The organism is Acidovorax sp. GW823-FHT05D11 (genome assembly GCF_058795695.1).
Genome location: NZ_CM179502.1, coordinates 3986055 through 4005544 on the forward strand (window position 1 = coordinate 3986055; position 19490 = coordinate 4005544).

A 19490-nucleotide genomic window follows, 5' to 3' on the forward strand; every position below is an offset into this window, starting at 1 on the left:
CTGTATGTAACTGTGAAGAGTGTGCGGCCATTTGGTTCCCGCGCTGACGTGCTGTCTGCATGCCCCTCTGAAGGGCAGGCCGCAACCCGCAGCGGCCCGCCACCCCACGGAGTGGCAGCCGTGCAATCAGCGGGTGCGCTCCAGTTGCCCGGCAAACAGACGAAGGGTCTGCAGCGGTACCTCTCCGACCGCGGTGAGCCACACATCGGGCAAGACCCGCATCGCCAGCAATTGGGTGGCGCCCATGCTCGACACCTGGGGCTGCGCCGGGTGCCGCTGGGGATCAAACGGCTCCACGAACAGCGAGACCGACGCGAGGCCATCGGAGTACAGGCATTGCAGAATGCCCTGGGCATCGTCCGCGGCAGACACCGCGCGCCGATGGCAACTCACCGGAACAAATCCCGCGACCGGCTGGCGCAAAGCCCACCCCTCTGCCGACGCGGTGGTCTTGACCACGGCCGGTGCCACGACCTTGTAGCCCTCCGTGGCATCCATCAGGCGCGAGAGCTGCTCCACTCGCACGGGCGCATTCAGATCCAGCTCTGAAAAGGCGGCCTGCTCCAGAACGCGGCCATCCGCAGCCAGTGTCTGCAGCTTCACGACAAGGCCGGTGTCCCGCTCGCTCCACAGCCTGTAGCCGAAACGCAGGGAGTCCACCGGCTTGAACCACACCACGTCCGCGACAAAACCCGCCACCCGCTCCTGCCCCACCGAACGCGAGACATAGAACTGGGAGATCGACGTACCGTTGACCACAGGAACGCGCGGAAACTGCCCCGAGGCTTCGCGGCGGTCCGAGCGGACCACCCGGGACTGGGGCCAGAAAGTGCGCACCTCGTCATCGCGCCGGAAAATAGTCCGCGGCGTGCCGCTCAGCGCCTCCACGCGCTCCATCTGCTGCTGCCCTTCACAGGCGTGCCAGATGCGCGAACTGGCCATCGCGCCCGACGCTGCAAGCACCACGAAGGTTCCCGCATAGGGCCGGATGCAGGGCGCGCTGTGCATGCGCTCAATCCATTGCACGATGGTGCGCGCCGCGGGCACCGGGGCCGCGTCTCCCAACGGACGAGGCGACTTTTCCGGTTGCGCCTCCCCCATCGCGGCGGAAAGCCCCGCCACGCACAGAAGCACCGCCACCCACCCGGACCTGAACCACCGACATGGCGCAATCACGCTATTGCCCGCAACCCTTGTATTGGTCATCGCACGGTCTCAGCACAAAGAGCCATCCTTGACTCAGCGGCCGGGTGTCTCAAATGTCGCATTGCGCAGGAAGCCCGCGGGCATCTGCAGGGCGGAAGTGCTGCCAAACTGCTTGTGCGCCGCCAGCAACTCGTCCAGGCGGGGATCGCGAATCATCACCTGTGCCCCACCTTCGGCATCCGCCACGGCCACCACGGGCGTGCCAGCGGTGCTGGGAGCGGATTCCGGCGCAAGAGCGAGCTGGGCACCGCCCGACGGACCCGCCGCACCAGTGCCTTGCAGGCTGGCCAAGGAGGTCCATCCAATCGCGGCCACCGCCGCCAGCGACGCAAAACCAGCGACCATCTTCCAGCGGAAGACGGACGCATTGGCGGCACTCTCCATCACGGGAGCCACCACTGCCACCTGCACCGGGGGCTGAACGCCCAGGGCAGGCCCTTCCTTGGCGAGCTCATCGCGCAGCCGTGCCATGAAATCCGGGCTGGAGGGCCGCGCCAGATCGGACGAACGCAATACGTCACCCACTAGGTGGTAGAGCTGCCACGCCGCATGCCCCTCGGCTTGCTCCGCGTAGGCCAGGGCATCAGCCAACTCATCCCCCTGCAACTGGCCATCGGCCAGTGCAGACAACTGTTCGCGCCTGTGCATCTCATTCACCACGGCGCCCTCTGCCAATCCATCGCTACGTACAGCCTTGTTCATTTCATTACCTCACCACCGTTTGCCCGACTGGTTTTCAAGCAAGGGGCGCACTTTTGCCGAAATGGCCTCACGCGCCCGGAAAATCCGGGACCGCACCGTGCCAATGGGGCAATCCATGGCCGTTGCGATCTCTTCGTAACTCAATCCCTCGATCTCGCGCAAGGTCACCGCCTGGCGCAGATCTTCGGGCAATGCCTCCATGGCCGCATTGACGGCTTGCGCGATTTCTCGGGCCGCGAGCACGGTTTCGGGGGTTTCTTCGCTGGTTAGTTCGTGTCCGAGGCGGGAAGTTTCATCTTCATCCTCATTCCCTCGCAGCGCATTCTCCGAAATGACGGGATTGCGTTTCATGTCCATCAGCGCCTTCTTGGCGGTATTGACGGCAATCCGGTAGAGCCAGGTATAGAACTGCGCATCGCCGCGGAACTGATGCAGTGCGCGGTAGGCACGGATGAACGTCTCCTGTGCGATGTCCTGCACGAGGTCGGTGTCGCGCACCATGCGTCCAATGAGGCGCTCGATGCGGCGCTGGTACTTGATGACCAGTAGCTCATAGGCGCGCTGATCGCCCGCCACCGTGCGCTCCACCAGTTGGAGATCGCTGTCTTCGGAAGGGGAAGGCGGAATTACAGTCATGGATACTCAGGATTCACGCCCCACGGCTGCTGCCGGGGCGGTTTCGTCAGCGTTGCCAGCGCCCGGTCTGGGGCGCGAATATACCGCACGGCGCAGATCCATCCAACGTTCAGGCTGGGTGGAACGCTCCAGCCACAGCCAGATGCGGCCGCGCCCCGCGGGCCGCGCATGCAGCCACAGATGCGATTGCACGTCGAGAAGGACTTCCGGGGAAGCGGAAAGTGCCGCCAATGTGTCGCCGGGCTGCCCACTCTCCAGAGCCCAGGACTGTCCGTCCCAGCGAATGGCACCAGAAAGCTGGTGAACCCAGAAGTGCAGTGCGCTGGCGGCGGCCACGAGCCAGAGCCCGCCGCCGGCCAGAACAGGCCAGAGGGAGCCCGCACCCGAGCCTCGAAAGAACCACGCCCCGAGCCCGCCCGCGCCTGCCAGCAGCACGCCAGCCAGCACACAGCCCAGGGCACGGCTGCGCCGCAGGGGGTACAGCACCGCCGGCGGCCGCCGCGAGGAGATCACGTCCATGGCGCGCCACCGGTCACCAAAAGCCCACGGCCCAAGCAGGGGCACAGCTTCGCGGCGGGCCCGCCCTCGGGCTCAAGGCAACAACAAGGCAGAAAGGCCTTGTCATCCAGCGCGGCAGGATGTGGTGCCAGAGGATCAGACGCGTTTGAAGACCAGGGTTCCGTTGGTGCCGCCAAAACCGAAGTTGTTCTTGACGGCCACGTCGATCTTCATGTCACGCGCCGTGTTGGCGCAGTAATCCAGATCGCACTCCGGATCCTGATTCAGCAAATTGATGGTCGGCGGCACCTTTTGCTCATGCAGCGCCAACACCGTGAAGATGCTCTCGATACCACCCGCGCCGCCCAGCAAGTGGCCGGTCATGGATTTGGTAGAACTCACCACGGTCTTGTAGGCATGGTCGCCCAAGGCCGCCTTGATGGCATTTGTTTCGTTGATGTCACCCAGGGGCGTGGAAGTACCGTGGGCGTTCAGGTAGTCGACCTGGTCGGCATTCATGCCCGCATTGCGCAAGGCGTTCAGCATGGCGCGGCGCGGGCCATCCATGTTGGGGGCCGTCATGTGCCCGGCATCGGCACTCATGCCAAAGCCGCTCAATTCTGCGTAAATCTTGGCACCCCGGGCTTTGGCATGCTCGTATTCTTCCAGCACCATCACGCCGGCGCCCTCGCCCAGCACAAAACCATCGCGGTCCTTGTCCCAGGGGCGGGATGCTGTCTTGGGGTCGTCGTTGCGGGTGGACAGGGCACGCATGGCCGCGAACCCCCCGATGCCCAGCGGCGATACGGTGGATTCCGTGCCACCGGCGACCACCACGTCGGCATCGCCGTACTCGATCATCCGGCCGGCCTCGCCGATGCAGTGCAGGCCCGTGGTGCAGGCAGTGACCACCGCCAGGTTGGGGCCCTTGAAGCCAAAGCGCATGGACACGTGGCCCGCCACCATGTTGATGATGGACGCCGGCACGAAGAACGGCGTGATGCGACGGGGGCCGCGGCTGACCAGTTCCGCGTGGGTGTTCTCGATCAGTGGCAGGCCACCAATCCCCGATCCGATCACACAGGCAATGCGCGTGGCGAACTCTTCGCTGAGCGCCTCACCCGTGGGCAGGCCGGCATCCTGCACCGCCTGCGCAGCTGCCGCGATGCCGAAATGAATGAAGCTGTCCATCGCGCGCGCATCCTTGGCGCTGATGTACGACTCCAGGTCAAGACCTTTGACCTCCCCCGCGATCTTGCAGGCGAAGTTCGACGCGTCGAACTTGGTGATGAGATCAATGCCGGATTTTCCGGCAAGGAGGTTGGCCCAGGATTCGGCCACCGTGTTGCCCACGGGGCTGACGCATCCCAGGCCGGTCACGACAACGCGACGACGGCTCATGCGTAAAAAACCTTCTGCTGATCGCTTGAGTCAGGCGCAGAGCGCCGCTCAGGCCTTCTGGTGGGTATTGGCGTAGTCGATGGCGTTTTGCACCGTGGTGATCTTCTCGGCGTCTTCATCCGGAATCTCGATGCCGAATTCGTCTTCCAGCGCCATCACCAGCTCCACCGTGTCAAGCGAGTCGGCACCGAGGTCTGCCACGAAGGCCTTTTCATTGGTGACTTGGGACTCTTCCACGCCGAGTTGTTCGGCAATGATTTTTTTGACGCGTGCTTCGATATCGCTCATGGTTTCCCTCTGGGGGTTGTGAATGAATCCGCGATTCTAGCTGCTTCAGGAGAAGCCCCTCAGCAGCCCGCCGTCCGGATGAACCGGCGTTATCTTCCATCAATTACATATACATGCCGCCATTGACATGCAACTCCTGCCCGGTGACATAGCCAGCCTCGCGCGAAGCCAGGTAGGCCACCGCATGGGCGATGTCTGCGGGCTTGCCCATGTGGCCCAGGGGAATCTGCGCATTGAGCGCTTTTTGCTGGTCTTCGGGCAACACGGAGGTCATGTCGGTTTCGATAAAACCCGGCGCCACACAGTTGACCGTGATGCCGCGGCTGCCCAGTTCGCGGGCCAGTGCGCGCGCCATGCCGGCCACGCCCGCCTTGGCGGCCGCGTAGTTGGCCTGGCCTGGATTGCCCGAGGCACCCACCACGCTGGTGATGCTGATGATGCGCCCAAAACGCTGCTTCATCATCGGACGGATCGCCGCACGGCTCACGCGAAAGACGGCCTTGAGATTGGTGTCGAGCACCGCGTCCCAGTCGTCGTCCTTCATGCGCATGGCCAGCGTATCGCGGGTGATGCCCGCATTGTTCACCAGCACATGCAATCCGCCCTGCTGCTTGACGATGGCATCCAGCAGCGCATCAACGGCGGCCGCATCGTTCACGTTCAGGTTGGCGCCGCGGCAGCCCGGATAGGCCGACAGGGCCTGGCTGATGCGCTCAGCCCCCTCGTCGGTCGTGGCCGTGCCCACCACTTGATAGCCACGAACAGCCAGTTCCAGCGCAATGGCCGCGCCAATGCCGCGCGATGCGCCTGTCACCAACGCCACCTGCGCGGCCGATGAGGTTTCCGTCATGCCAGCAACTCCCGGGTTTCGGCCAGCGTGGCCGGATCAAACATTGCACCACCCACCAACTCGGGGTCGATGCGCTTGGTCAGGCCAGCCAGCACCTTGCCAGGGCCACTTTCAACAATATGGGTCACGCCGCGCGCCTTGAGGGCCTGCACGCATTCCACCCAGCGCACGGGGCCAAAGGCCTGCCGGTACAGCGCATCCCGGATCGCATCCGCGTCCTGGCGAACCGCGACATCCACGTTGTTCAGCACAGGGATCTGGGGAACGGCAAACGCCACATCCGCCAGCGCCAGCCGCAGCTTCTCGGCGGCGGGCTTCATCAGGCTGGAATGAAAGGGTGCGGAGACAGGCAACAGCAATGCACGCTTGGCACCCGCCGCCTTGAGAACTTCGCAGGCCTTGTCGACACCAGCCTTGGTCCCTGCAATGACGGTCTGGATGGGGTCGTTGAAATTGACCGCCTCGACCACCTCGGACGTGCCCGCACCCAGCGAAGCCAGCGCCTCGGCGCAGCCCGCGATGACCTTGGAGGCTTCCATGCCCAGAATCGCCGCCATCGCTCCGGTGCCGACGGGCACGGCCTCCTGCATGGCGGCCGCCCGCAGGCGCACCAGTGGCGCGGCCTGGGCCAGCGTCAGCACCCCCGCCGCCACCAGCGCCGAATATTCGCCCAGCGAATGGCCAGCCACAGCCACGGGAGCCGCGCCGCCCTCCGCGCGCCACACGCGCCATGCAGCGACCCCCGCCACCAGCATCACGGGCTGCGTATTGGTGGTCAGCGCAAGCGCCTCCTTGGGGCCGTCCTTGATCAACAGGCCGACGTTCTCGCCCAGGGCATCCGATGCCTCCTGCAGGGTCTGGACGACCACCGGGTGATCGCCCCATCCGTCGAGCATGCCCACCGATTGCGAGCCTTGCCCCGGAAAGACAAATGCAAAAGATTTCATGAAAAATCCAGAAATATGATTGAAATCGAGTCCCAGCGCTTATTCAATAAGCGCTGAAAGCTATAACTTCAGGAGCACCGCGCCCCAGGTAAAGCCACCGCCCACACCTTCGAGCAGCAGGGTCTCGCCCTTTTTGACCTGGCCGGAGCGCACCGCGTGGTCCAGCGCGAGGGGAATGGAAGCGGCCGATGTATTGCCATGCTGGTCCACCGTGACCACCACCTTGTCCATGGACAGCTTGAGCTTGCGGGCGGTGCCCTGCATGATGCGGATGTTGGCCTGGTGCGGGATCAGCCAGTCGATGTCGGCCTCCGTCATGCCCGCCTTCGCGAGCACCGCATGTGCGGCCTTTTCGAGCACCCCGACAGCGAGCTTGAAAACAGCCTGCCCGTCCATCTTGAGGACCGGGTCCCCCAGCACCTGGCCACCGGCCACGTTGCCGGGCACGCACAGGATTCCCACATGCCTGCCGTCGGCGTGCAGGTCGCTGGACAGGATGCCGGGCGTCTCAGAGGCTTCCAGCACCACAGCACCCGCCCCATCGCCAAACAGCACGCAGGTGGTACGGTCGTTGAAGTCCAGGATACGGCTGAAAACCTCAGCGCCAATGACCAGCGCGCGGTTGGCGGCCCCCGTCTGGATCATGGCATCCGCCACGGACAGGGCATAGACAAAACCGCTGCACACCGCCTGCACATCAAACGCCGGGCAACCATTGGCGCCCAGCTTGTTCTGCAATATGCAGGCAGCCGAAGGAAACACCATGTCCGGCGTGGACGTGGCCACGATGATCAGATCGATGTCCGTGGGCTGCAGCCCCGCGGCCTCCAGGGCGTTGCGCGCGGCTTCCAGCCCCAGATCGCTGCTGGCGACATCAGGCGCCGCGAAATGGCGGGCGCGGATGCCCGTGCGCTCCACGATCCATTCGTCCGAGGTTTCTATGCCGCGCTGGGCCAGTTCGGCCACCAGATCAGCGTTGGTCAGCCGGCGCGGGGGCAGGTAGCTGCCGGTGCCGGTAATGCGGGAGTAGCGTCTCATCAATGTGTGATCGTCGCCGCAACGCCAGGCTGGGGCTGTGCATCTGCAGGCACCAGAAGAGGCGCTGCATGCGCAATCCGGGTCCGGACACGGTCGAGCAAGTTGTTGCGGGCTGCATCATACGCCCGGTTCAACGCCTGCTCGAAGGCCATTGTGTCAGCCGACCCATGGCTCTTGAACACCAGTCCACGCAGCCCCAGAAGGGCCGCACCGTTGTACCGACGGTAGTCCATACGCTTCATCAGCGCTTTTAAGACCGGATAGGCAGTGATGGCAGCAACTTTGGTGAAGATGTTGCGCGAGAACTCGGTCTTGAGCGCACCGATGATCATCGACGCGACGCCTTCGCTGGCCTTGAGGGCCACGTTGCCGACAAAGCCGTCACACACGACGATATCCACCGTTCCCTTGAAGATGTCATTGCCTTCGACATTTCCATAGAAATTCAGATCGCCAGAATTGGCAGCAGATCGCAGGAGTTCACCTGCTTTTTTAATCACTTCGCTGCCCTTGATGACTTCCTCACCGATATTGAGGAGACCCACCGTCGGCTCGCCGCCATCCCTGAGGGCGGACACCAGCGCGGAGCCCATGACGGCGAACTGAAGCAGGTGCTCCGCAGAGCAATCCACGTTGGCGCCCAGGTCCAGTACCGTGGTGGCGCCGCCGGCGGCATTGGGCATCTGCGTGGCGATGGCCGGGCGGTCGATGCCGTCGAGCGTCTTGAGCAGATAGCGGGCAATGGCCATCAGGGCGCCGGTATTGCCTGCGGAGACAGCCGCCGAGGCGGCGCCATCCTTGACCTGCTGGATCGCCACGCGCATCGAAGAGTCCTTCTTCCTGCGCAGGGCCACCTCCACGGGGTCATCCATGGCCACCACTTCGGAAGCGGGCACGATGGTGGCGCGGTCGTGCGAGAACGACTGCAGGCTGTCCGCCAGGCCAACGAGCAGCAGGCGGGCATCAGGGTGGTTATCTAGGAACTGACGGCACGCCGCGAGCGTGACGCGGGGGCCATGGTCGCCCCCCATGCAGTCAACAGCCAGTGTGATCATGGGCGACTTGTCCGACCGGCCAGACAGGCCGGAAGATGAAATGCAACGGTCAAAACAAAGGCCCGCGCTACGATTTCAGTAGCAACGGGCCTTTGGATGGGGCGAAAGTCAGGCTTCAGACTTGTTCTTCAGCACCTGGCGGCCGCGGTAGAAGCCGTTGGGGCTGATGTGGTGGCGCAGGTGCGTTTCACCGGTCGTGGGTTCCACGGCAATGCCCGGCACATTCAGGGCATTGTGCGAGCGGTGCATGCCGCGCTTGGAAGGGGACTTTTTGTTTTGCTGAACGGCCATGATGGCTCCTGGTCTTGAATAGGTTGGTAAAAACGCGATCAGCCCATTAAAGACACGAGGGGATTCGCGCGAAGCCCTCGATTATAGCCTAAATGGCTCGCGGCCTCTTCATGACCCTTTGCCGGGTTTTCGCAGGCCCGCCAGCGCGGCAAATGGGTTGGGCTTCTCGGCGTTGGCCTCTTCGAAATCCTCATCCGAGGAAGCCAGGGGCACCGAGGTCGGGCATTCGTCGTGCTTGGGCACCACGGGCAGCGCCATCAGCAATTCGTCTTCGATCAGCTCGCGCAGATCAAATTCGCGGCTCATGGCCAGCAGGTCTTCCTCGCTCTCGTCGTCCAGCGCCTCGGCCGTGGCTTCGTCGGCCACGAAGCGGAACTCGCGGTCCACCTCCAAGGGGACATCCACCGGGGTCATGCAGCGCTGGCACTCCATGGGGAAACTGGCCTGCACCTTGAGATGCAGCCACACCTGGCCCATGCCACCCAGCGCCGTGCGCACTTCGCCGACCGCCTCCCAGTCCACCATCAGGTCCGGGTGCAGGCCCTTGGCCTCCTGGGCCAGGCGTTCGTACTTCAAGAGCGAATCGTGGCCCGACAGCCGACCGCCCGCCTGTGCAAAGGCTTTCACGTCCAGGCGCTGTGCGGAGAATTCCTTGGTCATGGCGGCAGTGTAAGAGAATCGGCGCATGCATCAATCCCCTCCCCTGCAACGCCCTCTGGTATTGGGCTCCACCTCGCGGTACCGGCGCGAATTGCTCCAGCGGTTGAACCTGCCTTTCGACGTTGCCGCCCCCGATGTGGACGAGACGCCCCGCTCGGGCGAGGCCCCGCGCGCGCTGGCCCTGCGCCTGGCGGTGGCCAAGGCCCAGGCGGTGGCCCGCCAGCACCCCGATGCCGTGGTGATCGGCTCCGACCAGGTCGCCGACCTTGCGGGCGAACCCCTGGGCAAGCCGGGCCACCATGAGCGCGCGGTGCAGCAGTTGCGCCAGATGCGGGGCCAGACCGTGGTGTTCCAGACCGCCGTGGCCGTGGTGTGCGCCGCCACGGGCTTCGAGCAGGTGGACCTGGCTGCGGTGGAGGTGAAATTCCGCGACCTGTCCGACGCAGAGATCGAGCGCTACCTGCGCGCCGAGCAGCCCTACGACTGCGCGGGCAGCGCCAAGAGCGAAGGCCTGGGCATCGCGCTGCTCGATGCCATCGTGAGCGACGACCCCACCGCGCTCATTGGGCTGCCCCTGATCCGCACCTGCCGCATGCTGCGGGCGGCAGGGCTGGTACTGCCGTGATGAAACATCCCCCGAGCCGCTTCGCGCCGCCACCCTCTCCTTGCGCAGAAGGGCACGCCCCGGCCTGGGCTGCGCCAGTTGCCTGGACGGCCGGTACCACGCAGCCCCATGGAGCCCAGCGATGAACGCAAGAACCGGAACGCTGTACCTGGTGCCCGCGCCGCTCGATTTTGGCTGCGACAGCCAGGTTCCGCTGCAGGATGCGCTGCCCGCCAGCACCTTGCAGACCGCGGCGCGGCTCACCCACTGGGTGTGCGAGAACGCCAAGAGCACCCGCGCCTACCTCAAGCGCGTCGATGCCCTCCACCCCCTGGCCGCTTCCCTGCAGCAGCAGCAGATCACCGAACTGCCGCGCGAGGTGCACAAGAAGGGAGACCATGGCGACAAGGGGTCGGCCCCCTTCGATGCCCGCCCCCTGCTGGCCGCCGCGCTGGCGGGGCATGACATGGGATTGGTCAGCGAGGCGGGCATGCCCGCCGTGGCCGACCCGGGCTCGTCCGTGGTGCGCGCCGCGCACGATCTGCAGATCCCCGTGGCCCCCCTGGTGGGCCCGGTGTCGCTGCTCCTCGCACTGGCGGCCAGCGGCCTGAACGGGCAGAACTTCGCATTCGTCGGTTATCTGCCACAGGACAGCCAGGAGCGCACCCAGCGCATCAAGGAACTCGAAGGCCTGGCCCTCAAGACAGGGCAGACCCAGCTCTTCATCGAAACCCCGTACCGCAATGCGGCCCTGTGGCAGGCGCTGGTCCAGGCGCTGCAGCCCCACACCCGGCTGGCGCTGGCCAGCGGGCTGACGCTGCCGGACGCACGCATCCGCAGCCAGCTGGTGCGGCAATGGCGCCAGCAGCCCGAGCCCCCCGACAACCGCACCCCCGTGGTGTTCGCATTGGGCCGCTGACATGCAGCCGCATTCAGTTGCTATATTTTTAATAGCTTTCAGCGCTTATATGACAAGCGCAGAGGCCATTATTCGTTGTGAATTGAACGGCAAGGCCATCAACATCTCCAACGGTGCCGAAACGGCCGGACAGTCCGGGCTCGTGCGCTGCCGCGAAGAGGACACGGGCCATGTCCAGCGAGAGCAGGAGCTGCGCAATGGCAAGTACATCGGCCAGGAGCGCATGTTCGACCGCGAAGGCCGCCTGCAGCGCGAGCGCACGGTGAACGAACGCGGCAACAGCCACGGCCGGGTGGCCGAGTTCTGGCCCAACGGCCAGGTGCGGCGCGAGGAAACCGCCGACAACGGCCGCACCCAGGGCGCGGTGCGCCGCTTCGATGCCACCGGCCGCGTGGAGCGGGTGTCATTCCATGGCGAGGGGCAGGAGCTCTTTCATGTGGAGACCAACGGCAGGGGCCAGCCCACGCGCCTGCTCTGCCCCCGTGCCAGCGTGCTGCCCGAAGACCGCAAGCTCTGCGGCTTCGATGGCGCCACCGACACCCTGCTGCACGCGGAAAACGGGACCCCAACCGCACAGCTTCGGTACGACCAGGGCCGCCTGCTGAGCGCCACCGAATGGAACGGCGACGGCCTCGTCTCCGCCCAGCAGCTCGTGGAGGAAGGCCGGCGCGTTCACCGCAGCTTCCACACCGAAGGCGGCAGGAGCGTGCTGCGCGAGGAACGCATTTTCGCCCCCGACGAGCGCGCGCTGCGCGACACCCGGGGCCCTCTGTGGAGCACCCGGCGCTACGGCGCATCGGGCCAGCTCATCGAGCAGCGCGGTTTTGACGGCGGGCGCGAGGTGCAGGTGGAGCGCTGGTACCTCAACGGGTCCGTGCGCGAACGCAGCACCTGGAGCGGCACCGGCGAGCAGGCCCGCCTGCTGCGCGAGATGTACCGCGACGACGGCAGCCTCCTGCGGCGCGACCAGCTCACCAAGGACCAGTGGCCCGTGGGAACGCAGCAGGCGTTCCACGACAACGGCCGGCCGGCGATGGAAGAGCAGTATTCCGTCCCCGATGCCCGCGGCCGCACACGCCTCACGGCGCGCAAGCAGTGGGACGAAGCGGGCAAGCTCGTGGCGGACGACACCATTCTTGAAGACGGCTCGCGCCAGCGCAGGGCCGGCGGGCTGGACAGCTGAAGCAGGCATCACACCCCGGCCCCTCCACCCTCCTGCCGCCCCTGAGGCTTGCACCGCCCGGTCAGCGGCGCCATTCGCACACGCCCATACGCAAAAATGCCCCGGATGGAATCTCCACCCAGGGCATTGGCTGCGAGTGGCCCGCAGGCCAGATCAGGTGGCGTCAGCGCAGCTGCGGCCCCGCCACTGACAGCGACTTGACCGCGCCCACGCCGATGGCGGCGCCAAAACGCTTGACCAGGCGCTCGGCCACGTTGTCGCGGCGGGTGTAGTCGATGATGTCCTCGGCCTTCACCACCTCGCGCGCCACGTAATCCAGGTTGCCCAGCTTGTCTGCCAGGCCCATTTCCACGGCCTGCTGGCCGGTCCAGAACAGGCCGCTGAACGTGTCGGGCGTGGTCTTGAGGCGGTCGCCGCGCCCGGCCTTCACCACCGCGATGAACTGCTGGTGGATCTGGTCGAGCATGGTCTGCGCGTAGGCGCGCTGCTTTTCGGTCTGCGGGCTGAACGGGTCGAGAAAGCCCTTGTTCTCGCCAGCGGTCAGCAGGCGACGCTCCACGCCCAGCTTTTCCATGGTGCCGGTGAAGCCGAAGCCATCCATCAGCACGCCGATGCTGCCCACGATGCTGGCCTTGTCCACATAGATGTCGTCCGCCGCGGCGGCGATGTAGTACGCGGCCGAGGCGCAGGTTTCCTCCACCACGGCATAGATCGGCTTGTTGTGCTTGGCCTTCAGGCGCACGATCTCGTCGTTGATGATGCCGGCCTGCACCGGGCTGCCGCCGGGCGAATTGATGAGCAGCACCAGCGCCTGCGAGCCTTCGTCCTCCAGCGCGCTGCGCATCGCGGCCACGACGAACTCGGCGCTGGCCTCGGCGCCCGCGGCGATCTCGCCCTTGATGTCGACCACCGCCGTGTGCGGCGCGCTCTTGCTGGCGCTGGGCGACGCCTGGCGCAGGGCGGCGAAGGCAACGGCGGCGATCAGCAGCAGCCATGCCAGCCGGAAGAATATCTTCCAGCGGCGGGCGCTGCGTTGCTCTTGCAGGGCAGAGAAGGCCAGCTTTTCCAGCGTGGCGCGTTCCCAGCCGGGTTCACGCGATGAGTCGCTCACAGATGCTCCTGAATTCGTAGCTGATTGCGCCCACAGGTCGGGCGCTGGGTTGCTTTTGGGGTCAAAACCCGGGGAACCGGGCGGTTGGGGGTCGGTCATGTCATGCGTCCTGGCGCTGCGCCTGCCTTGCCGGGGCGGCCTGTCCAGGGCACGGGCAAGGCACCGGACGACAGCACATAAGGGTAATTCATCTAGTTTTTCTAGAACTCTACGGGTTGCAGGTTGTATGCAGTATGCCAGTGCACCACGCCATCGCTTTCCGACAAGGCAATTTTCACCAGGCCGCCCCGGCAGGGCCCCCCCGCACACTGCCCCGTGCTGGGCAGGTAGGCCGCACCATGGGTGGCGCACAGCAGCCACTGGCCGGTATCGTCAAAAAACCGGTCGGGCTGGTAGTCCATTTCCATCGCCACGTGCGTGCAGCGGTTGAGATAGGCATGGGGCGTGCCGCGGTAGCGGATGGCAAAGGCCCGGCAGGTCTGCCCCGCATAGACCACGTCAAACGCAACAGCCAGGCCGCTGTCGGCCAGGTCGGCGCTGTTGCACAACGCAATGGCCCGGTCAGGAAGGTCCGTCATGGGAATGCTCGCTTGCGCATCGTGCCCGCCCGTCAGGCGTATTGCAGCAGCCAGTCGTGCAGATCGCGCACCGAATGGGCCACGTGCAGCGGGTTGAGCGCATGGAACACCTCGGGCTCATGCGCGCCGTAGCTCACCCCCACGCTGGCGCAGCCGGCATTCACCGCCATCTGCAGGTCGTGCGTGGTGTCGCCCACCATCAGCAGCCGCTCGGGCAGCACGTCGAACTCGGCCATCAGCTCCTGCAGCATCAGCGGATGCGGCTTGCCCGCGGTCTGGTCGGCCGTGCGCGAGCCATCGAACACGCCGCGCAGGTCCACCGAATGCAGCGCATCGTCCAGGCCGCGGCGGCTCTTGCCCGTGGCCACCGCCAGCAGGTGCCCGCGATCGCGCAGGTCGGCCAGCAGCGGCAGCACGCCGTCGAACAGGCTCAGGTCCTCCTGGTGCTGGATGTAGTGGAACCGGTAGCGGTTGCCCAGGTCGGTGTACTTCTCGGGCGGCACGTCGGGGGCGGCATGCGCCAGGGCCTGCATGAGCCCCATGCCGATCACGTAAGCGGCCTCCTTGTCGGTGGGCACCGTGCCACCGACATCGCGAACCGCCGCCTGGATGCAGCGCACGATGATGGCGGTGGAATCAAACAGGGTGCCGTCCCAGTCAAAGGCGATGAGATCGAAACGGCGCGGGCGGGAGGTGGTGGAGGGCATGGGGGGTTGTTCTCGCCATTTCAGGCGGGAGAAGGCACAAAGCCGGCCAGTTCGGACGGCAGCTCGGCATGGAGCGCCACGCGCTCGCCCGAGGCGGGATGGTTGAACTGTAACCGCCAGGCATGCAGGAACATGCGCTTCATGCCCAGCTTCTGCAGCCGCTTGTTGAGGTCGAAATCCCCGTACTTGTCGTCCCCCACGATGGCATGCCCCTGGCTGGCCAGGTGCACGCGGATCTGGTGGGTGCGGCCGGTCTTGATGGTCACCTCCAGCAGCGACATGGCGGGCAGCCCCTGCGCGGGGCGCTGGGGCACCGAGCTGCGCACCTTGACGAGCGTGACGGAGCGCATGCCGTCCGGGTCGTCGGCCGTGGTCACGCGCACACGGCGCTCCCCGTCGGCCTGCAGGTACTTGTGCAGCGGCAGGTCGATGACTTTCTTGTTGGCGGGCCAGGCACCCGTGACGAGTGCCAGGTAGGTCTTGCCGGTCTCGCGCTCGCGGAACTGGTCCTGCAGGTGCGTGAGCGCCGAGCGCTTCTTGGCCACCAGCAGGATGCCCGAGGTCTCGCGGTCCAGCCGGTGCACCAGCTCCAGGAACTTCGCGGCCGGGCGCGCCCGGCGCAACTGCTCGATCACGCCGAAGCTCACGCCGCTGCCGCCGTGCACCGCTACACCGGCAGGTTTGTCGATGGCGATCAGATGCTCGTCTTCGAGCAGGATGGGAAATTCGCGCGCGGGCGCCGGACGCTCGGCCTTCTCGGCCACCTTGTCTGAAATTCGAACAGGAGGCAGGCGCACCACGTCCCCTGCTTCCACGCGGGTGTCGGCACTCACGCGGCCTTTGTTGATGCGCACCTCGCCGCTGCGGATGATGCGGTAGACGTGCGTTTTTGGCACACCTTTCAAGTGGCGTATCAAAAAGTTATCGAGCCGCTGGCCCGCGGAATCGGAATCGACCTCGATCAGGCGTGCCGCCGGAGGGCTTGCCGCCGTGGTGCGGTCGGATGGCGGTTTGGCCCCTATAATGTGTTTCACCTGCGCGTTGCTGTGTAAGTGGTTGATTTGTCTGGAGTTTAGTCCACGCAACCCTTTCCCTCGTGCAGGAAGGTCGATGCCAGCGGGCGTCGTGCACGCAGATTGCAGGCCAGATGCCTGCGGTGGCCTGCGCTTCGTTCGGCGGGCTGACAGATTGAAACACTGATACGGAATCCCCAAGCTGGCAGACGCACCCTACCCGGGAGCAGCCTGCCAGCGGATCGAAGCGAGCATGTGGTTGTTGATGGCATGGATGGTGACCTTGTGGCGGTGGCTGTTGCCCCCGGCCGCACACGCACATTCCGCCCCAGCGCCCGTCCTGCAAGCGCAACACGCTACTATTTTAGTAGCAAAACTGCGCCACTCTCACTCGCCCCCATCCACGCGCCCCTGCCTTTTCCTGCCGCGCTAGCGCTCGGCAGACCCTTGGCATTCCCGGCAATTCCCTTCGTTTCGATGCGTCAGTCCAGGCATTCACAGCTCCTGTAGAGCTTGTTGTATTGGTTTGGAAACTGTGGGCGGCAGCCCGCGCAGCCCTCTCCGTGGGTCACGGTTGGCTGCTCCGCTGCTGTCCGCGAAACACTGAAGGAATCGCATCATGAAGCGGATGCTCATCAACGCCACGCAGCCTGAAGAACGGCGCCTGGCCATCGTCGACGGACAGAAGCTCCTCGACTACGAAATCGAAATCGAGGGGCGCGAACAGCGCAAGGGCAACATCTACAAGGCCGTCGTCACGCGCGTCGAGCCCTCGCTGGAAGCCTGCTTCGTCGACTACGGCGAAGACCGCCACGGCTTCCTGCCGTTCAAGGAAATCTCGCGCAGCTACTTCACCCCCGGTGTCTCGCCCAGCCAGGCACGCATCAATGAAGTGATCCGCGAGGGCCAGGAGCTGCTGGTCCAGGTCGAAAAGGAAGAGCGCGGCAACAAGGGCGCGGCCCTGACCACCTTCGTCTCGCTGGCCGGCCGCTACGTGGTGCTGATGCCCAACAACCCCCGTGGCGGTGGCGTTTCGCGCCGCATCGAGGGCGAGGACCGCGCCGAGCTCAAGGAGGCGATGGACCAGCTGGAGTACCCCAACGGCATGTCCATCATCGCGCGCACCGCCGGCATCGGCCGCACCGCGCCCGAGCTGCAGTGGGACCTGAACTACCTGCTCAAGCTGTGGAACGCCATCGACGGCGCCGCCAAGGGCGGCAAGGGCGCCTTCCTGATCTATCAGGAATCGAGCCTCGTCATCCGCGCGATCCGCGACTACTTCAACAACGACATCGGTGACATCCTCATCGATACCGACGACATCTACGAACAGGCGCAGCAGTTCATGGCGCACGTCATGCCCGAGCATGCCGCCCGCGTGAAGCGCTACCGCGACGACGCCGCCCTGTTCAGCCGCTTCCAGATCGAGCACCAGATCGAATCGGCCTACGCCCGCACCGTGCAACTGCCCTCGGGCGGCGCCATCGTGATCGACCACACCGAAGCGCTGGTCAGCGTGGACGTGAACTCGGCCCGCGCCATCAAGGGCGGCGACATCGAGGAAACCGCCACCCGCACCAACCTGGAAGCCGCCGACGAAGTGGCGCGCCAGATGCGCCTGCGCGACCTGGGCGGCCTGATCGTGATCGACTTCATCGACATGGAGGAGAGCAAGAACCGCCGCGAAGTGGAAAACCGCCTGCGCGACGCGCTGCGCCAGGACCGCGCCCGCGTGCAGTTCGGCACCATCAGCAAGTTCGGCCTCATGGAGATGAGCCGCCAGCGCCTGAAGCCCGCCTTGAGCGAAGGCTCGTCCATCCCCTGCCCCCGCTGCGGCGGCTCGGGCCACATCCGCGACACGGAAAGCTCGGCCCTGCAAATCCTGCGCATCATCCAGGAAGAGTCCATGAAGGACAACACGGCCGCCGTGCACTGCCAGGTGCCGGTGGAAGTGGCCTCGTTCCTGCTCAACGAAAAGCGCACCGAGATCGCCAAGATCGAACTCAAGCAGCGCGTGGCCGTGCTGATGGTGCCCAACAAGACGCTGGAAACCCCCAACTACCGCCTGGAACGCCTCAAGCACGACGATCCGCGCCTGGACCACATCGAAGCCAGCTACAAGCTCGCCGAGGAAGTGGAAGACCCCACGGCCGTGACGCGCCGCTCGCAGGAGCCCACCAACAAGCAGACCCCCGTCATCAAGGGCGTGCTGCCCGATGCTCCCGCCCCCGTGGCCGAGCCCCGCCCCGAAGGCGCGGCCCGCCCACCCCGCGCCGGCCAGCGCCCCGCTGCCGCGCCCGCGGCACCCGCCCAGGCCCCCGTGGCTGCGCCAGCGCCCGCTGCCGCCGCCGCGCCGCAGGAGCAAGGCTTCTTTTCCTGGCTCAAGAGCCTGTTCGGCTTTGGCGATGCACCGGCAGCCCCCGCACCGGTGGCAGCAGCCCCTGCCCCCGCCGCCACACCTGAAACCACGGGCCGCGGCGAGCCCCGCCGCGATGGCCGCAACGGCGAAGGCCGTGGCCGCCGTGGTGGCCGCGATGGCAACCGGGAAGGCCAACGCGAAGGCGGCCGTGATGGCGGCAACCGCGAAGGCGCCAGCGAAGGCCGCGGCCGCCGTGGCGAGCGCTCGGCCGAAGGCCGCGCTCCGCGCGACGCCGAGGGCCGTCCACCCCGCGACACCGACCGCCGCCCCGAAGGCGAAGCCCGCGAGGGACGCGAAGGCCGCAACGGGCGTGACGGTGGCCGTGGCCGCCGCGACGCAGAGCCCCGCAACCAGGCCGCCGGCCTGAACGGCGACAACACCGCTGCCGCGCAGGCGCAGGTGGAAGGTCCGAACGGCAACAGCGCGGAAGCGGGCCAGCAGCCGCGCGGCGAGCGCGGTCCGCGCCGTGACCGTGGCGAAGGCTCCGGCCGCCGCGAACGTGGAGACCGTGCAGAGCGCGGCGAACGCACGCCCCGTGCTGTCGAAGCGCAGGAGAGCACCGCGCCGGCCGCGGGCGACTTCGTCGACACCGCCCCGCTGGCATCGCTGCCCGACCTGGACCTGTCCGGCAACGACGTGGCCGCGGGCAATGGAGCCCCGGCCAGCGAAGAGCAGCAGCGCCGCGAGCGCCGCTCGCGCGACCGCTACGGCCGTGACCGCCGCGAACGCGGCGAGCGAGGTCCTCGCGACAGCGCCGAGACCACGGCAGCGGCACCGGCGATGCTGGACTTCGATCCCACCGCCGTCGCCGCACCCCAGGCCGAACCGGCGCCGGAGCAGGATGAGGCTCCACGCCGCAGCTACTTCAGCGCCCCCGCCGCACCGGTGGAGGCCGCCGTGGCCGAGGCTCCGGCTGCCGCCCCGGTGGCGGCTGCAGCGCCAGCGCCCGTGGCTGCTCCGGTGGCCGCCACGGCCCCTGCTGCCGCGGCACCCGTGGCGCCCCCGGCCGCACCCGTTGCCGCGCCCGCGCCAGCCCCGGTGGCGGTTGCTGCTGCGGCGGCTGCCGCCAACGGCATGCCCCGTGTCCAGTCCTTCACGCTGCCGGTCGACGAGCTCCAGCAGGTTGCCGCCTCGTCGGGGCTGCAATGGGTGAACTCGGACGCGGGCAAGATCGCCGCCGTGCAGGCGGCGATCGCCGCCGAACCGCAACCCATCCGCGTTCCACGCGAACGGCCGCCCGCGGTCGTGCTGGACGAAGGCCCGCTGGTGCTGGTGGAAACCCGCCGCGACCTGTCGGCGATGACCCTGCCTTTCGAGCAGCCGCCGGCGGCCTGATCCACCGGCTGCGGCCCTGAAAACAAGAAGGCGGCCCAGGGCCGCCTTC

The 19490-nt window shown here is 66.3% G+C and carries 20 protein-coding genes; 4 read left to right on the top strand and 16 right to left on the bottom strand.

What is annotated here, in order from left to right:
• Window positions 1-126: 126 nt before the first annotated feature.
• From AC3RCE_RS18375 to AC3RCE_RS18430, 12 genes are all read right to left on the bottom strand, one after another.
• Window positions 127-1008 carry a MucB/RseB C-terminal domain-containing protein gene (locus AC3RCE_RS18375; RefSeq protein ID WP_369643006.1) on the bottom strand — a complete coding sequence of 294 codons (882 nt, stop codon included), beginning with the start codon at window positions 1006-1008 and terminating at the stop codon, window positions 127-129.
• Window positions 1009-1239: 231 nt separating this feature from the next.
• The gene (locus tag AC3RCE_RS18380; RefSeq protein ID WP_218295597.1) at window positions 1240-1908 is read right to left on the bottom strand and encodes a sigma-E factor negative regulatory protein; all 669 of its coding nucleotides are present in this window, start codon (window positions 1906-1908) and stop codon (window positions 1240-1242) included.
• Between the two features lie 9 nt (window positions 1909-1917).
• Complete coding sequence (gene rpoE, locus AC3RCE_RS18385) at window positions 1918-2544, bottom strand: RNA polymerase sigma factor RpoE (RefSeq protein WP_218295598.1); 627 nt, start codon at window positions 2542-2544, stop codon at window positions 1918-1920.
• Between the two features lie 6 nt (window positions 2545-2550).
• Entirely contained in the window at window positions 2551-3063 is a 513-nt protein-coding gene (locus AC3RCE_RS18390) for a hypothetical protein (RefSeq protein ID WP_218295599.1), read from the bottom strand.
• Between the two features lie 135 nt (window positions 3064-3198).
• Window positions 3199-4443, bottom strand: coding sequence for a beta-ketoacyl-ACP synthase II (fabF, locus tag AC3RCE_RS18395; protein ID WP_218295600.1), 1245 nt, complete (start codon window positions 4441-4443; stop codon window positions 3199-3201).
• Between the two features lie 48 nt (window positions 4444-4491).
• Entirely contained in the window at window positions 4492-4731 is a 240-nt protein-coding gene (acpP, locus tag AC3RCE_RS18400; RefSeq protein WP_003058049.1) for an acyl carrier protein, read from the bottom strand.
• A 103-nt stretch (window positions 4732-4834) separates the two neighbouring features.
• Window positions 4835-5581: a 3-oxoacyl-ACP reductase FabG gene (gene fabG / locus AC3RCE_RS18405; protein WP_218295601.1), complete on the bottom strand. Its 747-nt coding sequence runs from the start codon at window positions 5579-5581 to the stop codon at window positions 4835-4837.
• Complete coding sequence (gene fabD, locus AC3RCE_RS18410) at window positions 5578-6528, bottom strand: ACP S-malonyltransferase (RefSeq protein WP_218295602.1); 951 nt, start codon at window positions 6526-6528, stop codon at window positions 5578-5580. The genes fabG and fabD overlap by 4 nt, the downstream gene beginning before the upstream one ends.
• A 60-nt stretch (window positions 6529-6588) precedes the next feature.
• A complete protein-coding gene (locus AC3RCE_RS18415) occupies window positions 6589-7566 on the bottom strand; it encodes a beta-ketoacyl-ACP synthase III (RefSeq protein ID WP_218295603.1) in 978 nt (325 codons plus the stop codon).
• Window positions 7566-8621: a phosphate acyltransferase PlsX gene (plsX, locus tag AC3RCE_RS18420; protein ID WP_218295604.1), complete on the bottom strand. Its 1056-nt coding sequence runs from the start codon at window positions 8619-8621 to the stop codon at window positions 7566-7568. The genes AC3RCE_RS18415 and plsX overlap by 1 nt, the downstream gene beginning before the upstream one ends.
• A 108-nt stretch (window positions 8622-8729) precedes the next feature.
• Window positions 8730-8912, bottom strand: coding sequence for a 50S ribosomal protein L32 (gene rpmF / locus AC3RCE_RS18425; protein ID WP_005794249.1), 183 nt, complete (start codon window positions 8910-8912; stop codon window positions 8730-8732).
• A gap of 108 nt (window positions 8913-9020) precedes the next feature.
• Window positions 9021-9572, bottom strand: coding sequence for a YceD family protein (locus AC3RCE_RS18430; RefSeq protein ID WP_218295605.1), 552 nt, complete (start codon window positions 9570-9572; stop codon window positions 9021-9023).
• A gap of 25 nt (window positions 9573-9597) precedes the next feature.
• Between AC3RCE_RS18430 and AC3RCE_RS18435 the strand changes: the two genes are divergently transcribed.
• The 3 genes from AC3RCE_RS18435 (at window position 9598) to AC3RCE_RS18445 (ending at window position 12278) form a co-directional block, all read left to right on the top strand.
• Complete coding sequence (locus AC3RCE_RS18435) at window positions 9598-10197, top strand: Maf family protein (protein WP_492253635.1); 600 nt, start codon at window positions 9598-9600, stop codon at window positions 10195-10197.
• 121 nt (window positions 10198-10318) lie between these two features.
• Window positions 10319-11095 (top strand): SAM-dependent methyltransferase, encoded by a 777-nt coding sequence (locus AC3RCE_RS18440; RefSeq protein ID WP_218295607.1) that lies wholly within the window; start codon window positions 10319-10321, stop codon window positions 11093-11095.
• Window positions 11096-11144: 49 nt separating this feature from the next.
• Window positions 11145-12278 carry a toxin-antitoxin system YwqK family antitoxin gene (locus AC3RCE_RS18445; protein ID WP_492253636.1) on the top strand — a complete coding sequence of 378 codons (1134 nt, stop codon included), beginning with the start codon at window positions 11145-11147 and terminating at the stop codon, window positions 12276-12278.
• Window positions 12279-12441: 163 nt separating this feature from the next.
• Here AC3RCE_RS18445 and AC3RCE_RS18450 read toward each other — a convergent pair whose 3' ends face one another.
• The 4 genes from AC3RCE_RS18450 to AC3RCE_RS18465 all read right to left on the bottom strand — a co-directional run bounded on the left by AC3RCE_RS18450 (window position 12442) and on the right by AC3RCE_RS18465 (window position 15708).
• Complete coding sequence (locus AC3RCE_RS18450) at window positions 12442-13488, bottom strand: S49 family peptidase (RefSeq protein WP_218340097.1); 1047 nt, start codon at window positions 13486-13488, stop codon at window positions 12442-12444.
• Window positions 13489-13589: 101 nt separating this feature from the next.
• Window positions 13590-13967: a Rieske (2Fe-2S) protein gene (locus AC3RCE_RS18455; protein ID WP_218340096.1), complete on the bottom strand. Its 378-nt coding sequence runs from the start codon at window positions 13965-13967 to the stop codon at window positions 13590-13592.
• Between the two features lie 32 nt (window positions 13968-13999).
• On the bottom strand, window positions 14000-14674 hold the full coding sequence (locus AC3RCE_RS18460) for an HAD family hydrolase (RefSeq protein ID WP_218340095.1): 675 nt from the start codon (window positions 14672-14674) through the stop codon (window positions 14000-14002).
• 20 nt (window positions 14675-14694) lie between these two features.
• Window positions 14695-15708, bottom strand: a complete 1014-nt coding sequence (locus tag AC3RCE_RS18465; RefSeq protein WP_492253637.1) for an RluA family pseudouridine synthase — start codon at window positions 15706-15708, stop codon at window positions 14695-14697.
• Window positions 15709-16306: 598 nt separating this feature from the next.
• Between AC3RCE_RS18465 and AC3RCE_RS18470 the strand changes: the two genes are divergently transcribed.
• On the top strand, window positions 16307-19441 hold the full coding sequence (locus tag AC3RCE_RS18470; protein WP_218295612.1) for an Rne/Rng family ribonuclease: 3135 nt from the start codon (window positions 16307-16309) through the stop codon (window positions 19439-19441).
• Window positions 19442-19490 lie beyond the last annotated feature (49 nt).

Coding starts and splice junctions, on each gene's coding strand:
- AC3RCE_RS18375 (WP_369643006.1), bottom strand. CDS start 1,008: ATGCACAGCGCGCCCTGCATCCGGCCCTATGCGGGAACCTTCGTGGTG.
- AC3RCE_RS18380 (WP_218295597.1), bottom strand. CDS start 1,908: ATGAACAAGGCTGTACGTAGCGATGGATTGGCAGAGGGCGCCGTGGTG.
- rpoE (WP_218295598.1), bottom strand. CDS start 2,544: ATGACTGTAATTCCGCCTTCCCCTTCCGAAGACAGCGATCTCCAACTG.
- AC3RCE_RS18390 (WP_218295599.1), bottom strand. CDS start 3,063: ATGGACGTGATCTCCTCGCGGCGGCCGCCGGCGGTGCTGTACCCCCTG.
- fabF (WP_218295600.1), bottom strand. CDS start 4,443: ATGAGCCGTCGTCGCGTTGTCGTGACCGGCCTGGGATGCGTCAGCCCC.
- acpP (WP_003058049.1), bottom strand. CDS start 4,731: ATGAGCGATATCGAAGCACGCGTCAAAAAAATCATTGCCGAACAACTC.
- fabG (WP_218295601.1), bottom strand. CDS start 5,581: ATGACGGAAACCTCATCGGCCGCGCAGGTGGCGTTGGTGACAGGCGCA.
- fabD (WP_218295602.1), bottom strand. CDS start 6,528: ATGAAATCTTTTGCATTTGTCTTTCCGGGGCAAGGCTCGCAATCGGTG.
- AC3RCE_RS18415 (WP_218295603.1), bottom strand. CDS start 7,566: ATGAGACGCTACTCCCGCATTACCGGCACCGGCAGCTACCTGCCCCCG.
- plsX (WP_218295604.1), bottom strand. CDS start 8,621: ATGATCACACTGGCTGTTGACTGCATGGGGGGCGACCATGGCCCCCGC.
- rpmF (WP_005794249.1), bottom strand. CDS start 8,912: ATGGCCGTTCAGCAAAACAAAAAGTCCCCTTCCAAGCGCGGCATGCAC.
- AC3RCE_RS18430 (WP_218295605.1), bottom strand. CDS start 9,572: ATGACCAAGGAATTCTCCGCACAGCGCCTGGACGTGAAAGCCTTTGCA.
- AC3RCE_RS18435 (WP_492253635.1), top strand. CDS start 9,598: ATGCATCAATCCCCTCCCCTGCAACGCCCTCTGGTATTGGGCTCCACC.
- AC3RCE_RS18440 (WP_218295607.1), top strand. CDS start 10,319: ATGAACGCAAGAACCGGAACGCTGTACCTGGTGCCCGCGCCGCTCGAT.
- AC3RCE_RS18445 (WP_492253636.1), top strand. CDS start 11,145: ATGACAAGCGCAGAGGCCATTATTCGTTGTGAATTGAACGGCAAGGCC.
- AC3RCE_RS18450 (WP_218340097.1), bottom strand. CDS start 13,488: ATGACCGACCCCCAACCGCCCGGTTCCCCGGGTTTTGACCCCAAAAGC.
- AC3RCE_RS18455 (WP_218340096.1), bottom strand. CDS start 13,967: ATGACGGACCTTCCTGACCGGGCCATTGCGTTGTGCAACAGCGCCGAC.
- AC3RCE_RS18460 (WP_218340095.1), bottom strand. CDS start 14,674: ATGCCCTCCACCACCTCCCGCCCGCGCCGTTTCGATCTCATCGCCTTT.
- AC3RCE_RS18470 (WP_218295612.1), top strand. CDS start 16,307: ATGAAGCGGATGCTCATCAACGCCACGCAGCCTGAAGAACGGCGCCTG.